Raw genomic sequence first — 15,610 nt, 5'->3', positions numbered from 1 at the left:
GCCCGCCGGGAGATGCCCGCCTCCGGTATCCCTGAGACCGGTCCTCCGCACGCGGCCCTGCCGGGCGCCGTACCGGCACCCGGCAGGGGTTGCGGGCGTTACTGACCGGCGTGCGCCTTGTCGATCACCGTCAGCGGCGCCGGCGTGAAGCCCGAGGGGACGCTCCGGCCCGCCTTCAGGTCGACCGCGTACTCGACGGCCTTGGAGCCCATCCAGCTCGGCTGCTGGGCGACGGTCACCAGGAGGTCGCCCGCCTTGACCGCGGCCACGCCGTCCGGGGTGCCGTCGATGGCGGTCACCAGGACCTTGCCGTTCTTGCCGGCGGACTTGAGCGCCTGGATGGCGCCGAGCGCCATCTCGTCGTTCTCGGCGAAGACGCCGTTCAGGTCGGGATGCGCCTGGAGGAGGTTCTCCATCACCGAGAGCCCCTGGGCACGGTCGAAGTTGGCCGTCTGCCGCGCCACCACCTGGATGCCGCCGTACTGGCCGAGCGCCTGCTCGAAGCCGCGCGTCCGGTCGTTGGTCGCCGAGGCGCCCGGCACGCCCATCAGCAGGGCCACCTTCCCCTTGCCGCCCAGCGCCTTGAAGAGCGCCTCGCTGGCCAGCTTGCCGGCCTCCACGTTGTCCGAGGCGATGAAGGCGGCGAGCTTGCCGCCGGCCACCCCGCGGTCGACCGCGATCACCGGGACGCCCGCCTTGTTGGCCTCCTCCACCGCCGGGACGATGCCGGAGGAGTCGACCGGGTTGACGATGAGGGCATCGACCTTCTTGGTGATCGCGTCCTCGATCTGGCTGGTCTGCTTCGCCAGGTCGTTCTGGGCGTCGTAGACGATCAGCTGGGCGCCCCGGGTGTCGGCCTCCTTCTGCGCGCCGTCCCGGAGCGTGACGAAGTACGGGTTGTTCAGCGTCGAGACGGCCAGCGCGATGGTCACCTTCGCCTTCGTGCCGGACGAGCCGGAGCCGCCGGCGTTGCTGGAGCTGGACGAGCCCTGCTGGTTGGCGGGCGCCTGGCCGCCGCCGCAGGCGGCGAGCGCGAGCGTGCCGGCAAGCAGGAGAGCGACCCAGATGCCCGTTCGATTCCGTCGCATGGCCATTCCTCCTCGAGGTCGTCTGGCGGGAGCGCGCCGGCCCGATGTCGACGGGTCAGCCCGCCTCCCCGCTGGAGAGCAGCCGACGCAGTTCCTTCAGATTGCCCAGTGCCACCGCCAGCAGGATGACGATGCCTTTCACCACCTCCTGGTAGAACGGCGAGACGTTGAGGAGATTCATGCCGTTGCCGAGGACGCCGAGGATGAGGGCGCCCAGCAGCGTCTTGAGTACCTGTCCCTCCCCGCCGAAGAGGCTCGTGCCGCCCAGGACGACGGCCGCGATGGAGTCCAGCTCGTAGCCGGTCCCCGCCTGCGGGTCGGCGGTGGCCAGGCGGCTGGTCAGCACGATGCCCGCCACGGCGGCGAGGAAGCCGGAGATCAGATAGGCGGCCAGGCGCACGCGCCGGACCGGGATGCCCGCGTAGGCGGCCGCCTTCCGGTTGCCGCCGACGGCGTAGACGTACCGGCCGAAGGCGGTGGTGCGAAGGACCAGGTAGGCCACCAGGTAGACCAGCAGCATCAGCAGGACGGGGATGGGGATCGGCCCGAGGTAGCCCCCGCCGATGGTGAGGAAGGCGGGGGGCAGGTTGCCGATCGGGAGGCCGTTGGTGTAGATGAGCGTCAGCCCGCGCGCCGCGCTCAGCATGGCCAGCGTGACGATGAAGTCGGGGATGCCCAGCCGCGTGACGACCAGGCCGTTGAAGGCCCCCACCAGGAGGCCCGTCAGCAGCCCCGCCAGGATGCCGGCCGCCATGCCGTGCTGGACCATGGTGCCCGCCGCGACCGCGCCGGAGAGGGCGAGCGCCGAGCCGACCGAGAGGTCGATGCCGGCGGTCAGGATGACGAAGGTCTGGCCCGCGGCCAGGAGCGCGTTGACCGCCACCTGGCGCGCCACGTTGAGCAGGTTGGTCGCGCTCAGGAAGGAGGGCGAGAGGACGGCGAGGAAGGCGCAGAGCAGCAGGAAGCCGACCACCAGCCCGTAGTCCGTCACCGTCAGACGCTCGCGCCATGCCCGCATCAGGCTGCACCCCCCATCGCCAGCTGCAGCACCCGCTCGGGGGTCGCTTCCTCGCGCGGGAGGAGGCCGGCCGGGCGGCCCTCGCGCAGGACCAGGAGGCGGTCGGCGAGCCCCAGCAGCTCCGGAAGCTCGGAGGAGATGAGGAGGATGGCCACCCCCTGCGACGCCAGGCGGTCGATCAGCCGGTAGATCTCGTGCTTGGCCCCGACGTCGATACCGCGCGTCGGCTCGTCCAGGAGGAGGACGCGGGGCTCGATGCCAAGCCACTTGGCGAGCACGACCTTCTGCTGGTTGCCGCCGGAGAGCCCCTCGACGCGCGCCTCGACCGACGGCGCCCGGATGGCCAGCTCGCGGACGGCCTCCTCGGCCGCCGCCCGTTCGCGCCGGGCGTCGACCCGGCCCCAGCGCCCGCGGACCGCCAGGCTGGCGTGGGAGACGTTCTCGCGGATGGAGCGGGGGAGGACGAGGCCCTCCAGGTGGCGGTCCTCGGGCACGTAGGCGATGCCGAGGCGCATCGCCTCCCGCGGCGAGCCGATGTGCACCTCGCGCCCGTCGACCCGGAGGCGGCCGCCCGTCAGCGGCACCAGCCCGAAGAGCGCCCGGGCGACGCTGCTCCGGCCGGAGCCGACCAGCCCGGCCAGGGCCAGCACCTCGCCGCGGTGGAGCCGGAGGTCGACGCCGGCGAAGCGGCCGCGGCTCTCCAGGCCCTCGGCTTCCAGGACGACCGGGCCGGGCCGGCGGCGCCCCTCGGGGAAGAGCTCGCCGAGCTCGCGGCCGACCATCAGCCCGATCAGCCGCTCCTGGCTCGCCTCGTCCCGGGGGAGCGTGGCCACGACGCGCCCGTCGCGCATCACCGTGACGGGGTCCGCGAGGGCGAGGACCTCCTCCAGCCGGTGGGAGACGAAGAGGATGGCGACGCCTTCGCCCTGCAGCCGGCGGACGATGGCGAAGAGCGCCTCGATCTCCCGCTCGCTCAGGGCGGCGGTCGGCTCGTCCATCACCAGCAGGCGGGCGCGAGCGGAGAGCGCCTTGGCGATCTCGACCAGCTGCTGCTGGGCGACGCTCAGGCGGCGGACGGGCTGATCCAGCGGCAGGTCGACGCCCAGCCGGTCCAGCGTCGCCAGGGCTTCCTGGCGGAGCCGGCGGCCGTCGAGGCGGAGACCGCGCGCGGGCAGGTGGTCGAGGAGGATGTTCTCGGCCACGCTCAGCCCTGGCACGAGGCTGAACTCCTGGTGGATGACGCGGATGCCCAGCGCCTGGCAGGCCCGCGGCGAGCCGAAGGGGAGGGGCCGGCCGTCGAAGCGGGCCTCCCCCGCGTCGGGCCGGAGGACGCCCGCCAGCACCTTGAGGAGCGTCGATTTGCCGGCGCCGTTCTCGCCCACCAGGCCGTGGACGGTGCCGGCCGCGACGTCCAGGTCGACACCCCCCAGCGCCTGGACGCCGGGGAAGCCCTTGCGCAGGCCGCGCACCTGGAGAAGGGCGGCGCCCATGGAAGTCCTCACCTCCCGCCCGAGGCCGGCCCGAAGGCGACGCCGGCGCGGAGGAGGACGTTGGCGTACGGCGTGAACTCGCCGGTCCGGACCACCGCCGCCGCCAGGCCGCTCAGGCGCTTCAGCTCCTCGTGCGGGACCGCCTCGACCCGGACGCCCGGACCGAGGAGCCGGCGCACCGACTCCAGCAGGGAGGCGTTTCCCCTGGCCAACTCCTCGGCCACCGTGGCACCCTCGACCACCATGGCGCCGGTCACCGCCTCCAGCACCGGGAGGAAGCCGGGCAAGCCCGGCGTCACCGCCAGGTCGATGCGCCGGACGCCGGGCGGAACGGGCAGGCCGGCGTCCGCCACCACGATCGTCTGGCCATGGCCGAGCGCCGCCAGCAGGCCGAGCAGCTCGGCGTGCAGCAGGCCGTCGCGTCTCATCGGTCCACCTCGTTTCGGGCGTTGTCGGGAGAGGTCGAGTTCGCGGCCGGCGGCTGGAGGAGGGCGTCGACCTGCGAGCGCGCCGGGATGGAGCTCTGGGCGCCGGGCCGGGTGGTGGAGAGGGCGGCCGCCCGGTTGGCGAAGCTGGCCGCGGCGGTGAAGGCCAGCCCCTCGGTCAGGCCCACCGCCAGGGCTCCGGCGAAGACGTCGCCGGCGGCGGTGGTGTCCACCGCCGGCACCCTCAGCCCCTCGATGTGCAGGAAGTCGCTTCCTTCGCCCACCAGCACGCCCTGCGCGCCCAGCTTGACCACCACCCAGCGCAGGCCGCGGGCGAGCAGGTCGGCGCCGGCCAGACGCGCCGAGGTCAGGTCGGCCACCGGCCGGCCGGTCAGCGCGCCCGCCTCCAGCCGGTTGGGCAGGCAGGCGTCGACGTAGCGCCAGACCTCCTCGGGAAGCGGGATCGGCGGCGCCGGGTCGAGGAGGACCGTGAGGCCGTGGCGACGGCCCAGGCGCGCCGCGGCGACGATGGTCTCGGCCGGGACCTCGCACTGCAGGAGCAGGACCCGGGCCTCCTCCCAGAGGCCCGCCGCGGCCGAGGCCTCGAGGTCCTCCACGCCCAGCCGGCCGTTGGCGCCGGGGATGACGACGATCCGGTTCTCGCCGCCCTGCTCGACGCCGATGACGGCCAGCCCGGTAGGTGCCTCGGCGTCGGCGACCACGCCGCTCACGTCGACGCCGAAACGGCGGAGGTTCTCCAGGAGCGCGGCCCCGAAGGCGTCCCGGCCGACGCGCCCGACCATGGCCACCTCCCCGCCCAGCGCCGCCGCCGCGGCCGCCTGGTTGGCGCCCTTGCCGCCGGGCACCTGGAGGAAGCGCTCCCCCAGCGCGGTCTCGCCCGGGCCGGGCCAGCGGGGCACCTGGACCACCAGGTCCATGTTCAGGCTGCCGACGACCACGATCCGTGCCACTTCCGCCATCCCCCCGCTCTGCTCCCCTGTCTTCGCGTCCACCGAGCGCAGGCCGATCGGGTCCTCACGCCGACTCGCGCACCACCAGCCGCGGCGTCAGCTGCACGTCCAGCGGTTCGGCCGGCGCCCGGCCGGCCGCGCGGGCGGCGATCCGGGCGGCCAGCCGCTCCCAGGCGAGGGTGCCGGCGCGGTAGGCGGGCTGGAGGACCGTGGTCAGGCGCGGCCGGACCAGCCGCGCCAGCAGGATGTCGTCGAAGCCGACCACCGCCACCTGCTGCGGGACGTCCAGCCCCTCGTCCTGGCAGGCCTGGATGGCGCCCACGGCCAGCAGGTCGTTGGCGGCGAAGATGGCGTCGAAGTCGACTCCGGACGCCAGGAGCGCGCGCGTCCGCTCGTAGCCGCTCTCGAAGGCGAAGGGGCCCCGGCTGACCAGTTTGGGGTCGGGCTCGAGACCCGCCTCGCGCAGGGCGTCGGAGAAGCCCAGGGCGCGGTCGCCGGCGGAGGTGACGCCTTCGGGCCCGCCCAGATGGGCGATCCGCCGCCGCCCCCGGGAGAGCAGGTGGGCGACCGCCAGCCGCCCCCCCAGGCGGTTGTCGGTGGAGACCGAGTCGGCCGGCCAGCCGTCCACGCGGCGGTCGATGAGGACGGTCGGCACGTCGCCGACCACCGCCGGCAGGCGCTCGGGCTGGCCGCTGGAGGCGATGATCAGCCCGTCCACCAGGCGCTCGCGCATGACCGCGACGTGCGCCGCTTCCTGGGCGGGGTCGTTGTCGCTGTTGCCCAGGATGACGGCGAAGCCGGCCGCCCGCGCCGCGTCCTCGACGCCGCGGGCGAGGGCGGGGAAGTAGGGGTTGGCGATGTCAGGGAGGACCAGGCCGATGGTCCGCGTCACCCCCTTGGCCAGCCCCCGCGCCAGGCCGTTGGGCGTGAAGCCCAGCGCCTCCACGGCTTCGAGGACGCGGCGGCGCGTCGACTCGCGCACCGGTGCCTGGCCGTTGAGCACCCTGGAGACCGTCGCCGGGCTGACGCCCGCCATCCGCGCCACCTCGCGGATCGTGGCCAGATCCGACGCCCCCTTGCCCTCCGCCGGAGGGAACATGAAACACGTTTCATGAATACTGAAACCGGTTTCACCGCTGTACGAAGACCCATTTCGACGGCCAGGGAGAAATCCCTTCCCGGGAGGTGAAGGCAATCCGGGGAGACGGAGCCGGAGGGGGGGCGGTGCCCGGGGAAGCGGGGTCGGAGAAGCTTCCTCCAAGTTTGCGAGGGGGTCGCGGTCTCGGGTTCGGCCAGCGGGTCGTCCCGTCGGAACGAGCGGAGACGTTGCGGAACGTGACCCGGGAGCAAGCGCGGCCGTCATCGGACCCGGGCGGCGAGCCCCCGCTAGCGCCCCGGCCCGGCGGGCGCCAGCTCCGTCAGCCAGAGCTCCTCCGCCGCGGTGCCGGTCGCCGGAGCCAGGCGCCAGAGGAGGAAGAGCCGTCCGTCCGCCGCCGCCGTCACGGCCCGGGTTCCGCCCGCGACGAGGCGCAGGCCGGCGAGGGGCGTCCGATCCGTGCCGAAGGCGGCGACTTCCGGCCAGGGCCGCCCGGCCGCCGGCCGGGACGGCTCCGCGTAGATCCGCAGCTCCTCGCTCCAGCGGAAGGTCGCCGGATCGCCCGGCACCAGCCGGCCCACGGTGTTCCGGTAGACCACATACCAGCGGGGTCCCCCGCCCAGCAGGTGGAAGACCGGCGCATCGGTGGCCACCGGCGGCGGGATCCTCCCCAGATCGGCGAGCGGGCGGCCGTCCGGGGCGACCTTCACCACCTCCAGGAAGCGCTGCCCCTCCCGGCTGACCAGCTCGACCCAGTCGCGCGTGCCGGGTACGGGCGCGGCGTCCCACAGGTGGCTCCAACCCAGGGCCAGCGGCGGACGGGCCACGGGCAGAGCCGCCGCCGGCTGCCAGCCGGCCCCGGTGCGGAGGAGACTCCGCTCGACGAGCGCGCCCTGCGCGTCGAACCCTGACGCCAGGGTGACGACGGGCTCCGCCTTCCCACCCGTACCGGGCCGCAGCCCCAGGGAGAGGAAGGGACCTTCGCCCACGCGCTCCGGCCCGAGCCACCGCCCGCCCGCCAGCTCCGCGTACCAGGTGGTGCGCGCGGCGAGGTCGAGGGCGTCGCCCGCGGGCGTGGCGGGCGCGGTGGTCAGGAGGACGTGGAGCCGGCCGCTCCGGTCGACCAGGGCGGTCGTCGCCTCGACGCGGAGGCCGCTGGCCTTCATGGCCGGCGGCCAGACCAGCCGCGGCGCCCAGCGCCAGCCGGAGGCCGGGGAACGGCTCGCCGCCTCCAGCCCTGCGGGACCCGCGGCCACCAGCCAGAGGAGCCGCCCGCCGCCGGCGAAGACCCCGTCCGCCGCGCCGGCGAGGCGAAGCGAGCCGACCGGCCGCAGGACCGGCGGGGCGGCGGGCTGCGCGCGGGCCTGCGTCATCACCGGCAGCAGGGCCCAGACGGCCGAAAGCAGGAAGGCGCCGGCCAGGGCGGCCGCCCTGTGCGCGCGCGGGGGGACCGCGCCCGGCCGGAACGGAAGGAGCCCAAGGCGCTCCACGGCTCATCGCCTCGCATCGGCGGGAAGGATGACGGGGAAGAGGATAGGCGGAGCGCCAGGGGGATCGGTCGGAAAACGTGTCGGGGGCGGGTCGACGGCAGGCGCCCCGTTCAGGGGGCGGCGGGAGGGAACCAGATCGCCGTCGCCAGGGCGCTGACGGCGCCGAACAGGTAGCCGGCCACCACCTGGGCCGGGGTGTGCCGCCGGAGCCGCAGCCGGCTCCAGCCCACGACGGCGGCGAGGAGGGTGGCGGCGAGGAAGAGCAGCAGGGCGAGCCCCGGCTGTCCGGCGCGGGCCGGGACGAGCGCCAGGGCGCCGGCCATCGCCCCGATCGCACCCGTGTGCAGGCTGATCTTCCAGCGCAGGGTGATCAGCCAGACGCCGGCGAGCCAGACGACGACCACGGCGAAGCCGGTCGGCAGCCAGCTCGCCGGCGCCCAGCGGAGCGCGGACAGCCAGGCCAGCACCGACCCCGTCCAGGCCACCGGCAGGAAGAGCGAGCGTTCCCCGCGGTCGACCAGGTCGGGATGGCTCCACCACCCGAGCCGCCGCCCCGCCGCCAGGACGGAGAGGGGGAGGGCGACCGCCGCCAGCCAGCCCACCGCGGCGGCCCGGCGGCTGGCGGGGGTGAGCCAGGCGACCGCACCCAGCCAGAGGGTCAGGTGGGTGTACGGGTTGAAGAGGGCCGAGATCCAGGCGGCGACCCGGTCCGCCGCCGGCGGGGCTCCCCCCGGGGACGCGTCGCCCTCCGCCTTCAGCCTTGTGCCCATGGACCTCCTCGCTTCCGGCTCCTCCGGCCCGCTCGCTCATTCGGCGCGGATCAGGCGGCCGTCCGGGTCCAATTCGACGAAGTGGTGGACGCGCCCCTCCCGGTAGGAGGCGCACTGGTTCTGGGGCAGGTCGTCCACGGGCTGGCGGGGGTCGTGGGCGACGTCCACCGCCCAGTCCGGGATCACTTCCTGGGAGAGGCAGGGGCCGTCCGCCATCTCCACGCCCTCGGCCGCCTTGGCGCGGAAGAGCTGCTCCGCCGCCCGGATCGCCTCCGCGCGCCGGGCGAGGTAGCTGTCCGAGTCGGTGCCGGCGGCACCCGTCGCGCCGCCGCCCCCTCCGGCACCCGCCCCGCAGCCCGCCAGGAGCAGGACGGCCAGGGCGAACGCGGCCAGGGACGCCCGGGGCCGGACGCCCGGGCGCGGGCTCGGCTCCCGGTCGGTCATGGGCATCCCCCCGGGTGCAAGGATAGACCGCCGGGCGGGGCCTCTGCCTGCCGGCTTCGTGCGGGGAGGGGAGAGACGCGCTCCGGCGGCCGGTGGCCGGGACCACCGTCGCCTTCCTGGTCCTGGGGGCGCTCATGGCGAGCGCCGGGATGGCGGCGACAGCGCTCGGGTATCCGGCGGAGCGGCTGGTCGCGATGCAGAATGTCTCCGCCTCGCTCCTGACCATGGCGTCGGCCCCCCCGGCTCGGGCTGGCGCTGGGCCTCCTGCCTCCCGAGGAGAGGGACCCGGGGCTCTTCCGCCGCGTGCTGGCGGTCGACGCGGTCGCCCTCGCCGCCCTGAGCGGGCTCTCCCTGCTGCTGAAGCTGGCCGGGTGAAGCCCGGCGGGCACCGGGCCGGCTCCCGGCCGGCTATGCATGCGCCCGGGTGCATGCATGGCCGCCGGATCCGCCGTCCGTCCTCCGCCTGGTGCCCGCGATGCGCCGGCAGGAGGGAGCCAGCGGCTGCGGATGCGATCCCAGCGGCGGCCGGAAGCCACTGGTGCACGCATTGCATGAAACGAAATGAGGAACCGGCAGGAGGAAGAACGCGTTCAATGCAAGACCGATCTCTCGCGGTTCCTACCCAACCTCTCCACGCTGGCGCTCGTCTACAACACCCGACTCTGGATGTGGGCGCCCAGGGGGCCGGCGACGCCCTGGCCAAGGGGAAGGCGGCCATGGTGATCGAAGGGAACGGGGTGGTGGCGGCGCTCCGCCGGGAAGCGCCGGATCTGAAGTGGGCGGTGGCTCCGCTTCCTGTGGGCAGGAGGCCGGGTAGCCTCGCCTTCACGGTCGCCTACGTGATGGGCAAGGATACCCAGCACCCGGACGAGGCCTATCAGCTGATCGACTTCCTGACCAGTGCGGACGGTGAGAAGTTCACGGAGCAAGGCGGGCTGGAGATGCCATCGGTCCGGTCGATGCTGGAGACCTTCACGCAGGACGACCCGGAGCAGAAGGCCTTCGCCGGCGAGGCGGAGCATGCGCTGCCCTGGCAGCTCGGTCCCAACGGCCAGACCGTGATCGACGCGGCGGGCGAGGCACTCCAGGCGATCTACCTGCAGGGTGCCGACCCGAAAGAGGCGCTGCGGCAGGCGCAGGCCTCCATCCACCCGTAGCGAGGGCGTCGAGGAAGGAGGGGTGGCGGAATGGCGGGCGCTCCCGTCGCCGGCACCGGGCCGGACCGGAGCGAGAGGCCGGAGGGCAGGCCGGTCCGCCGCGCGCCGGCGACGCCGCCCCGCGTCGCCGTGGCGGGCGACCGGCTCTGGCTGGCGCGCCGGGTGGGCGAGATCCGGCCGGGTGGGGTGGAGGGCTTTTACGCCGGCGACACCCGCCTGCTCTCGCGCCTGGAGTGGCGGTCGACCGTGCGCGAGGGCGAGGGGCGGCTGCGCAGGCGGAGCCGCCTCCGCCTGGACGACGACGGCGCCCTGCTCGAGCTCCGGTGGAGGGCGGAGGCGCGCGGGCCGCTGACCGCCCTCGTCGAGCTGGCGCTGGAGGGCGACTTCGCCGACCTGATGGAGGTGCGGGGCTTCGTCGAGCCGCGGCCGAGGACGCCGGAGACCGCAGCGGACCGCGCCTCCGGGCGGATCCGCTGGCGCCATGCGGGCGCCGACGGCGTCGAACGCTGGCTGGAGATCGAACTGGATCCCGTGCCCGGCGAGATGGACACCTGCTCCGCCGTCTGGCGGTTCCGGCTGGCCGCGGGCGAGGAGGCGCGGATCCGTTGCCGCCTGCGGCCCGGCCGCCGCCCGCCCCTGGGCCTCCCCTGCTCGCGGCGCCGGTCCGCCCCGCCCCCGGGGACGGGACGGGCCGACCGCCGCCTGGCCTGGGAGGCGGGCGGGGCCCGGGTGGAGTTCGAGCCCGCCGCTGCGGGGGGCGCAGGGGGCATCGGGGGCGCGGGGGATGCCTCTGCCTGGGAGCGCGTGCTCCGCCGGTCCGAACGGGATCTGGAGGCGCTCTCCCTCGACCTGGGAGCCGGCCCCACCGTCGCCGCCGGGGCGCCCTGGTTCGCCACCCTCTTCGGCCGCGACGCCCTGCTCACCGCCTTCGAGCTGCTGCCCTTCCGCCCGTCGCTCGCCCGGGCGACGCTGGAGACGCTGGCCGCCTGGCAGGGTCGCCGCGAGGAGACCTGGCGCGAGGAGGAGCCGGGCCGCATCCCCCACGAGCTCCGCTTCGGCGAGGCGACCGGCACCGGCAGGCTCCCCTACGGCCGCTACTACGGTTCCATCGACGCCACGCCGCTCTTCGTCTGGCTGGCCGCCGCGACCTGGCGCCGGACGGGCGACCGCCCCTGGCTCGAGCGGATCCGCCCCGCCGTCGAACGGGCGCTGGCCTGGGTGGAGCGGGCGCGGGCACGGGATCCCGAGGGCTTCCTGAGCTTCGAGCCGCACGCGGGCCGCCACGGGGCCGAGGGGCTCCGGACCCAGGCCTGGAAGGATTCGGCGGACTCCATGGTGGACGAGCGGGGACGGCCGGTCGAGCCACCGCTGGCGGTGGTGGAGGTGCAGGGCTACGTCGTGGCGGCGCTGCGCGCCTGGGCGGAGGTGCTCGCGGAGCTGGGGGAGGAGGGGCGGGCGGCGGGCCTCCGGCGGGAGGCGGACCGCCTGGCCGAGCGGATCGAGGCGCGCTTCTGGCTTCCCCGGGAAGGAAGCTACGCCCTGGCGCTCGGCGCCCGCCGGGGCGCGGCGCGGCGGCGGGCGGGGGCGGTCACCTCCGACGCGGCCCATCTCCTCTGGGCGGGGGTGGCCGCGCCCGAGCGGGCGGCGGCGCTGGCCCGCCGCCTCCTGGCGCCCGACCTCTTCACCGGCTGGGGGCTCCGGACGCTCTCGGCGGCCAACCCGGCCTACCACCCGCTGGCCTACCATCGCGGCGCGGTCTGGCCGCACGACACGGCCGTCGCCGTCGCCGGCCTCGCCCGCTACGGCCACCTGCGGGAGGCCTATGACCTGGCGGCGGCGCTCCTCGACGCCGGTGCGGCGCTGCCCCGCCATCGCCTGCCGGAGTGCTTCTCGGGGGCGGAGCGCCCGCCGGCGACCCCGCCGGCGGGAGACCGGAACGGAGGCGCGGCGGGAGGGCGCCCCGAAGAGTACCCGGCGGCCTGCCGGCCCCAGGCGTGGGCGGCGGGGGCTCCCTTCCTGGTGGTGGCGGCGCTGGCGGGGCTGGAGCTGGACGCGGTGCGGGGGCGGATTCGGCTCCGCCCCTTCCTCGGCGGCGGGGAGGGGGAGCGGGCGCTGGCAGCCGTCCGCCTCCGGGGGCTGGCCGTGGGCGGCCAGCGGCTGGACCTGGAGATCCGCCGGCTGGCGGGGCGGGAGCTGGAGGTCCGCCTTCGCCGCCTCGGCGCAAGGCGGTCCGAGGAACGCCGGCGGCTGGAGGAGGGCGCCGAGACCTTCTTCGCCCTCCGTGCGTGAGGCCGGCCGAGCCAGGAGATCGGGTGGCGCAGGGTGAAAAGGAGGCCGGGGTCAGGCAGCCGGGCTGGCGGAGGAGCTGCGACGACGCCTGGCGGCGCCGGAACCGTGGATGGGAGGTGGCACGTGCGAACCGAGGTCCTCACCGCGGCCCTGACGATCCTGGGCTATCTCCTGGGCTCCTTCCTGCCGGCGCGCTGGGTGGTGCGCCGCTACCGCGGGCAGTCGCCCGAGGAGCTGGGCGAGAATCCCGGGGGCAACGCGACGTGGCGCCTGGCCGGCCCCGTGGCCGGCATCACCGTCCTCCTGGCCGACATGGCCAAGGGGGCGCTCCCCATGCTCCTGGCGCGCTGGACAGGCCTCGGCGGCTGGTGGCTCCTGCCGGTGGCGGTGGCGCCCACCGTGGGCCACAACTGGCCCGTCTACACCCGCTTCCGCGGAGGAAGGGGCCTGGCCGCGGCCCTGGGCGCGCTCTTCGTCCTCGCCCCGGCGCAGATGGTGCCCGCCGCGGCCACCGGAGCGCTGGCCGCGCTCCTCACCCGCCGCATGCCCATGGTCGGCTACGTCGGCTTTCCCGTCGGCCTCGCCCTGCTCCTGGCGACCGCGCCGGCCTCCCAGGCGGTCAGCGCGCTGGCCGTCATGGTGGCCGTCCTGTTGCGCCAGCTGGGCTGGGGCCGGGGCCGCTCCCGGGGCGCCATGTTTCGCTGAGGGCGTCTTCCCCGGCCCCCCTCCCCATCCGCGCCTCGGGTGCGAAGAATATACATGGATGCCAGTCGCTGCCGGCCGGAGGTTCGAGGCTGCCGGCATGGAGGGCCTCCGAGGGATGCGGGACGCGGGCATGAAGCGGGGGGAGGGCATCGGAAGCCGCCTGGCCGGGGCCGGGGGCCGCCGGTGGCTGGCGGTCGGCGCCTTGCCGGCCTTTCTGGGCGCGATGGCGCTGGGCGTGGCCCTGGCCGCCACGGGCCTCGCCCGCTGGGCGACGGCACCCATGCTGGTCACCGAGCCGGTCCCCGCCGCGGTCGAACGGGTCCCGGTCCGGGTCACGCTCCCTCTCGGGCCGGCGGGCGTGGTCACCGTGCGGATCGAGCCGGAGCGGCCGCGCCACGTGGCGTCGGCCTCGCCTGCCCACACCGGCCCGGGGCAGCCTGCCGCTCCGGCCTCGCGCGGCGCGGACCTGCCCCCCGGCTCCTCCGGCCGCGAGGAGCCGGAGGCGCCGGAGAGCGAGGAGTGAGGTCGCCAGGCGCTCCCGGCCGCGGGGCAGCTCACCTGGGCCGGCGCGGGCGGCGGGCGGAGGGCAGAGCGCCGGAGGGACGCTAGGGCAGCTGGTAGGCGACGCCCAGCGTGCCCGGTCCGAGGTGGACGCCCGCGGTGGGGCTCACCTCCCAGAGGAAGGACTCCTCCACCCGCCAGGTGCGGCGCAACCGCTCCAGGAGCGCCGCGGCCTCCTCCTCGCAGAGCGCCTGGTCCACCACCAGGCGGAGCGGGTCCCCCGGATGCCACCCCAAGGCCTCCAGGTCGGCCTGCAGGAGGCGGAGGAGGAGCTCCACGCTCTCCTCCCGGGTGGGTGCCTGGGCCACGGGGTGCCAGCCGTCGGCGGCGACGCGGAGGACCGCGCGCGGGCCGTCCTCGCCCGGCTCCCCGGCAGCCTCTTCCGCCTGGCCGGCGCGGAGCCGGCCCCCGCGCGCCATGTGGCGCAGGGTCTGGGCGGTGAAGAGCATGCCGCTCCGACCCAGGAGCCGCTCCACCAGCGCCAGCACCTCTTCCTTCCCGGCGCCCTGCTGCGCGGCCCGCGCCGCCGCCAGGGCGCCCAGCCCCTGCGGCGCCAGCACCGTCCGGCTGTCGACCACGGTGATGTCCGCCTCCTCCAGCACCTCCCGGGCGGCCAGGGCGTTCCGATAGGTGACGCTCAGGCTCGGCCCGATGGAGAGGCAGACGACGCTCTCCGCCCGTTCCAGCGCGCGCTGGTAGGCCTCGAGGAAGTCCTCCCCCGAGGCGCCGGCGGTGCTGACCGTGCGCCCCTGCTGCAGCGCCCGGTAGACCTCCTGCGCGGGGAGGTCGTAGCGGTCGCGGTAGTCCTGGCCGTCGACGATGGTGTGGACCGGGGCGAGCTCGACGCCCGCTTCGCGCGCCAGGTCGCCGGGCAGGTCGCAGGCGCTGTCGCTGACGATGGCCACTTTCTGCATGGTGCTCCCCCTCTCGCCTTCCCGCTGGAACCCAGCTACCGCGGCCGGACCCCCGCTTCCTGCCGGCCGCCCGGGAGCGCAGGAAGCCCCTGGCCTCGGTGGAACACTCTCGACAGCTGGCCCGAAGGAGGGAGCGCCATGCCGGTCGCGCAGGAGGGAAAGGCCGGTGCACCCCGCCAGGTCCGCGCCCCGCGCGGGACGAGGCTGACGGCCAAGTCGTGGCAGACCGAGGCGCCTCTGCGCCTGCTGATGAACAACCTGGACCCCGAGGTGGCCGAGAAGCCGGAGGAGCTGATCGTCTACGGCGGCGCGGGGAAGGCGGCGCGCAGCTGGGAGGCCTTCGACGCCATCGTCGACGCGCTCGCGCACCTCGAGGAGGACGAGACGCTCCTCGTCCAGTCCGGGAAGCCGGTGGGCGTCTTCCGCACGCACCGCATGGCGCCCCGGGTGCTGATCGCCAACGCGCTCCTGGTGCCCGCCTGGGCGACCTGGGAGAACTTCTGGGAGCTGGAGCGGAAGGGCCTGACCATGTACGGCCAGATGACGGCCGGCTCCTGGATCTACATCGGTTCGCAGGGGATCATCCAGGGGACGTTCGAGACGCTGGCCGAGCTCGGCCGCCAGCACTTCGGCGGCGGCCTGGAGGGGCGGCTCGTCCTCACCGCGGGTCTGGGCGGGATGGGCGGCGCCCAGCCGCTGGCCATCACCATGAACGGCGGCGTCGGGCTGATCGTGGAGGTGGACCCGGCGCGGATCCGGCGGCGCCACGAGGGGAAGCTGGTCGACCGCTGGACGGCCTCCCTGGAGGAGGCGCTGGCCTGGGTGGAGGAGGCGCGCCGCGCGCGGCGGCCGCTCTCGGTGGCGCTCCTGGGGAACGCCGCCGAGGTGGAGCCGGAGCTGGCGCGGCGGGGCTTCCTGCCGGACGTGGTCACCGACCAGACCTCGGCCCACGACCCGCTCAACGGCTACGTCCCCGCGGGGCTCAGCCTGGAGGCGGCGGCGGGGCTGCGCCGGACGGATCCCGAGGAGTACGTCCGTCGCGCGCGGGCCTCCATGGCGGAGCAGATGCGCGCCATCCTCGACTTCAAGCGGCGCGGCGCGGTCGCCTTCGACTACGGCAACAACCTGCGCGAGCAGGCGACGCTGGGCGGCGTCCCGCGCGAGGAAGCCTACTCCTACCCCGGCTTCGTCC

The 15,610-nt window shown here is 75.5% G+C and carries 15 protein-coding genes; 5 read left to right on the top strand and 10 right to left on the bottom strand.

Features of this window, described 5'->3' with window-relative positions; translation table 11 throughout:
- Positions 1–98: 98 nt before the first annotated feature.
- The 9 genes from QJR14_10575 to QJR14_10535 form a co-directional block, all read right to left on the bottom strand.
- Positions 99–1,088, bottom strand: a complete 990-nt coding sequence (locus QJR14_10575; protein MDI3318044.1) for a D-ribose ABC transporter substrate-binding protein — start codon at positions 1,086–1,088, stop codon at positions 99–101.
- Positions 1,089–1,143: 55 nt separating this feature from the next.
- Entirely contained in the window at positions 1,144–2,106 is a 963-nt protein-coding gene (locus QJR14_10570; protein MDI3318043.1) for an ABC transporter permease, read from the bottom strand.
- On the bottom strand, positions 2,106–3,596 hold the full coding sequence (locus tag QJR14_10565) for a sugar ABC transporter ATP-binding protein (protein MDI3318042.1): 1,491 nt from the start codon (positions 3,594–3,596) through the stop codon (positions 2,106–2,108). Before QJR14_10565 ends, QJR14_10570 begins: the two co-directional genes overlap by 1 nt.
- Before the next feature lie 8 nt (positions 3,597–3,604).
- Complete coding sequence (rbsD, locus tag QJR14_10560; protein MDI3318041.1) at positions 3,605–4,024, bottom strand: D-ribose pyranase; 420 nt, start codon at positions 4,022–4,024, stop codon at positions 3,605–3,607.
- Complete coding sequence (rbsK, locus tag QJR14_10555) at positions 4,021–5,001, bottom strand: ribokinase (GenBank protein ID MDI3318040.1); 981 nt, start codon at positions 4,999–5,001, stop codon at positions 4,021–4,023. Before rbsK ends, rbsD begins: the two co-directional genes overlap by 4 nt.
- A gap of 55 nt (positions 5,002–5,056) precedes the next feature.
- Positions 5,057–6,091: a LacI family DNA-binding transcriptional regulator gene (locus QJR14_10550; GenBank protein ID MDI3318039.1), complete on the bottom strand. Its 1,035-nt coding sequence runs from the start codon at positions 6,089–6,091 to the stop codon at positions 5,057–5,059.
- Positions 6,092–6,378: 287 nt separating this feature from the next.
- Positions 6,379–7,578: a hypothetical protein gene (locus QJR14_10545; protein MDI3318038.1), complete on the bottom strand. Its 1,200-nt coding sequence runs from the start codon at positions 7,576–7,578 to the stop codon at positions 6,379–6,381.
- Between the two features lie 110 nt (positions 7,579–7,688).
- Positions 7,689–8,348, bottom strand: a complete 660-nt coding sequence (locus tag QJR14_10540) for a phosphatase PAP2 family protein (protein ID MDI3318037.1) — start codon at positions 8,346–8,348, stop codon at positions 7,689–7,691.
- A gap of 36 nt (positions 8,349–8,384) precedes the next feature.
- Positions 8,385–8,798: a hypothetical protein gene (locus QJR14_10535; protein ID MDI3318036.1), complete on the bottom strand. Its 414-nt coding sequence runs from the start codon at positions 8,796–8,798 to the stop codon at positions 8,385–8,387.
- 662 nt (positions 8,799–9,460) lie between these two features.
- On the opposite strand from QJR14_10535, the gene QJR14_10530 reads away from it, so the two are divergent.
- From QJR14_10530 to QJR14_10515, 4 genes are all read left to right on the top strand, one after another.
- Positions 9,461–9,949, top strand: a complete 489-nt coding sequence (locus QJR14_10530; protein ID MDI3318035.1) for an extracellular solute-binding protein — start codon at positions 9,461–9,463, stop codon at positions 9,947–9,949.
- Between the two features lie 30 nt (positions 9,950–9,979).
- The gene (locus QJR14_10525) at positions 9,980–12,238 is read left to right on the top strand and encodes a glycogen debranching N-terminal domain-containing protein (GenBank protein ID MDI3318034.1); all 2,259 of its coding nucleotides are present in this window, start codon (positions 9,980–9,982) and stop codon (positions 12,236–12,238) included.
- Positions 12,239–12,361: 123 nt separating this feature from the next.
- Positions 12,362–12,943: a glycerol-3-phosphate acyltransferase gene (locus tag QJR14_10520; GenBank protein MDI3318033.1), complete on the top strand. Its 582-nt coding sequence runs from the start codon at positions 12,362–12,364 to the stop codon at positions 12,941–12,943.
- A 115-nt stretch (positions 12,944–13,058) separates the two neighbouring features.
- Positions 13,059–13,466 carry a hypothetical protein gene (locus QJR14_10515; protein MDI3318032.1) on the top strand — a complete coding sequence of 136 codons (408 nt, stop codon included), beginning with the start codon at positions 13,059–13,061 and terminating at the stop codon, positions 13,464–13,466.
- A gap of 82 nt (positions 13,467–13,548) precedes the next feature.
- On the opposite strand, the gene QJR14_10510 is transcribed toward QJR14_10515, so the two are convergent.
- Entirely contained in the window at positions 13,549–14,418 is an 870-nt protein-coding gene (locus tag QJR14_10510; GenBank protein MDI3318031.1) for a DegV family protein, read from the bottom strand.
- A gap of 138 nt (positions 14,419–14,556) precedes the next feature.
- Between QJR14_10510 and hutU the strand changes: the two genes are divergently transcribed.
- The coding region (hutU, locus tag QJR14_10505) for a urocanate hydratase (GenBank protein ID MDI3318030.1) at positions 14,557–15,610 on the top strand (1,054 nt) is incomplete at its 3' end.

Source organism: Bacillota bacterium, assembly GCA_029961055.1.
Classification (GTDB): Bacteria; Bacillota; Sulfobacillia; order JAIMAT01; family JAIMAT01; genus JAIMAT01.
Note: the sequence above shows the minus strand (reverse complement) of the source record. Positions and strands in the feature narration are given on the sequence as shown.

Coding starts and splice junctions, on each gene's coding strand:
- rbsK (MDI3318040.1), bottom strand. CDS start 5,001: ATGGCGGAAGTGGCACGGATCGTGGTCGTCGGCAGCCTGAACATGGAC.
- QJR14_10550 (MDI3318039.1), bottom strand. CDS start 6,091: ATGTTCCCTCCGGCGGAGGGCAAGGGGGCGTCGGATCTGGCCACGATC.
- QJR14_10525 (MDI3318034.1), top strand. CDS start 9,980: ATGGCGGGCGCTCCCGTCGCCGGCACCGGGCCGGACCGGAGCGAGAGG.
- QJR14_10540 (MDI3318037.1), bottom strand. CDS start 8,348: ATGGGCACAAGGCTGAAGGCGGAGGGCGACGCGTCCCCGGGGGGAGCC.
- QJR14_10565 (MDI3318042.1), bottom strand. CDS start 3,596: ATGGGCGCCGCCCTTCTCCAGGTGCGCGGCCTGCGCAAGGGCTTCCCC.
- QJR14_10570 (MDI3318043.1), bottom strand. CDS start 2,106: ATGCGGGCATGGCGCGAGCGTCTGACGGTGACGGACTACGGGCTGGTG.
- QJR14_10510 (MDI3318031.1), bottom strand. CDS start 14,418: ATGCAGAAAGTGGCCATCGTCAGCGACAGCGCCTGCGACCTGCCCGGC.
- QJR14_10575 (MDI3318044.1), bottom strand. CDS start 1,088: ATGCGACGGAATCGAACGGGCATCTGGGTCGCTCTCCTGCTTGCCGGC.
- QJR14_10515 (MDI3318032.1), top strand. CDS start 13,059: ATGCGGGACGCGGGCATGAAGCGGGGGGAGGGCATCGGAAGCCGCCTG.
- rbsD (MDI3318041.1), bottom strand. CDS start 4,024: ATGAGACGCGACGGCCTGCTGCACGCCGAGCTGCTCGGCCTGCTGGCG.
- QJR14_10535 (MDI3318036.1), bottom strand. CDS start 8,798: ATGCCCATGACCGACCGGGAGCCGAGCCCGCGCCCGGGCGTCCGGCCC.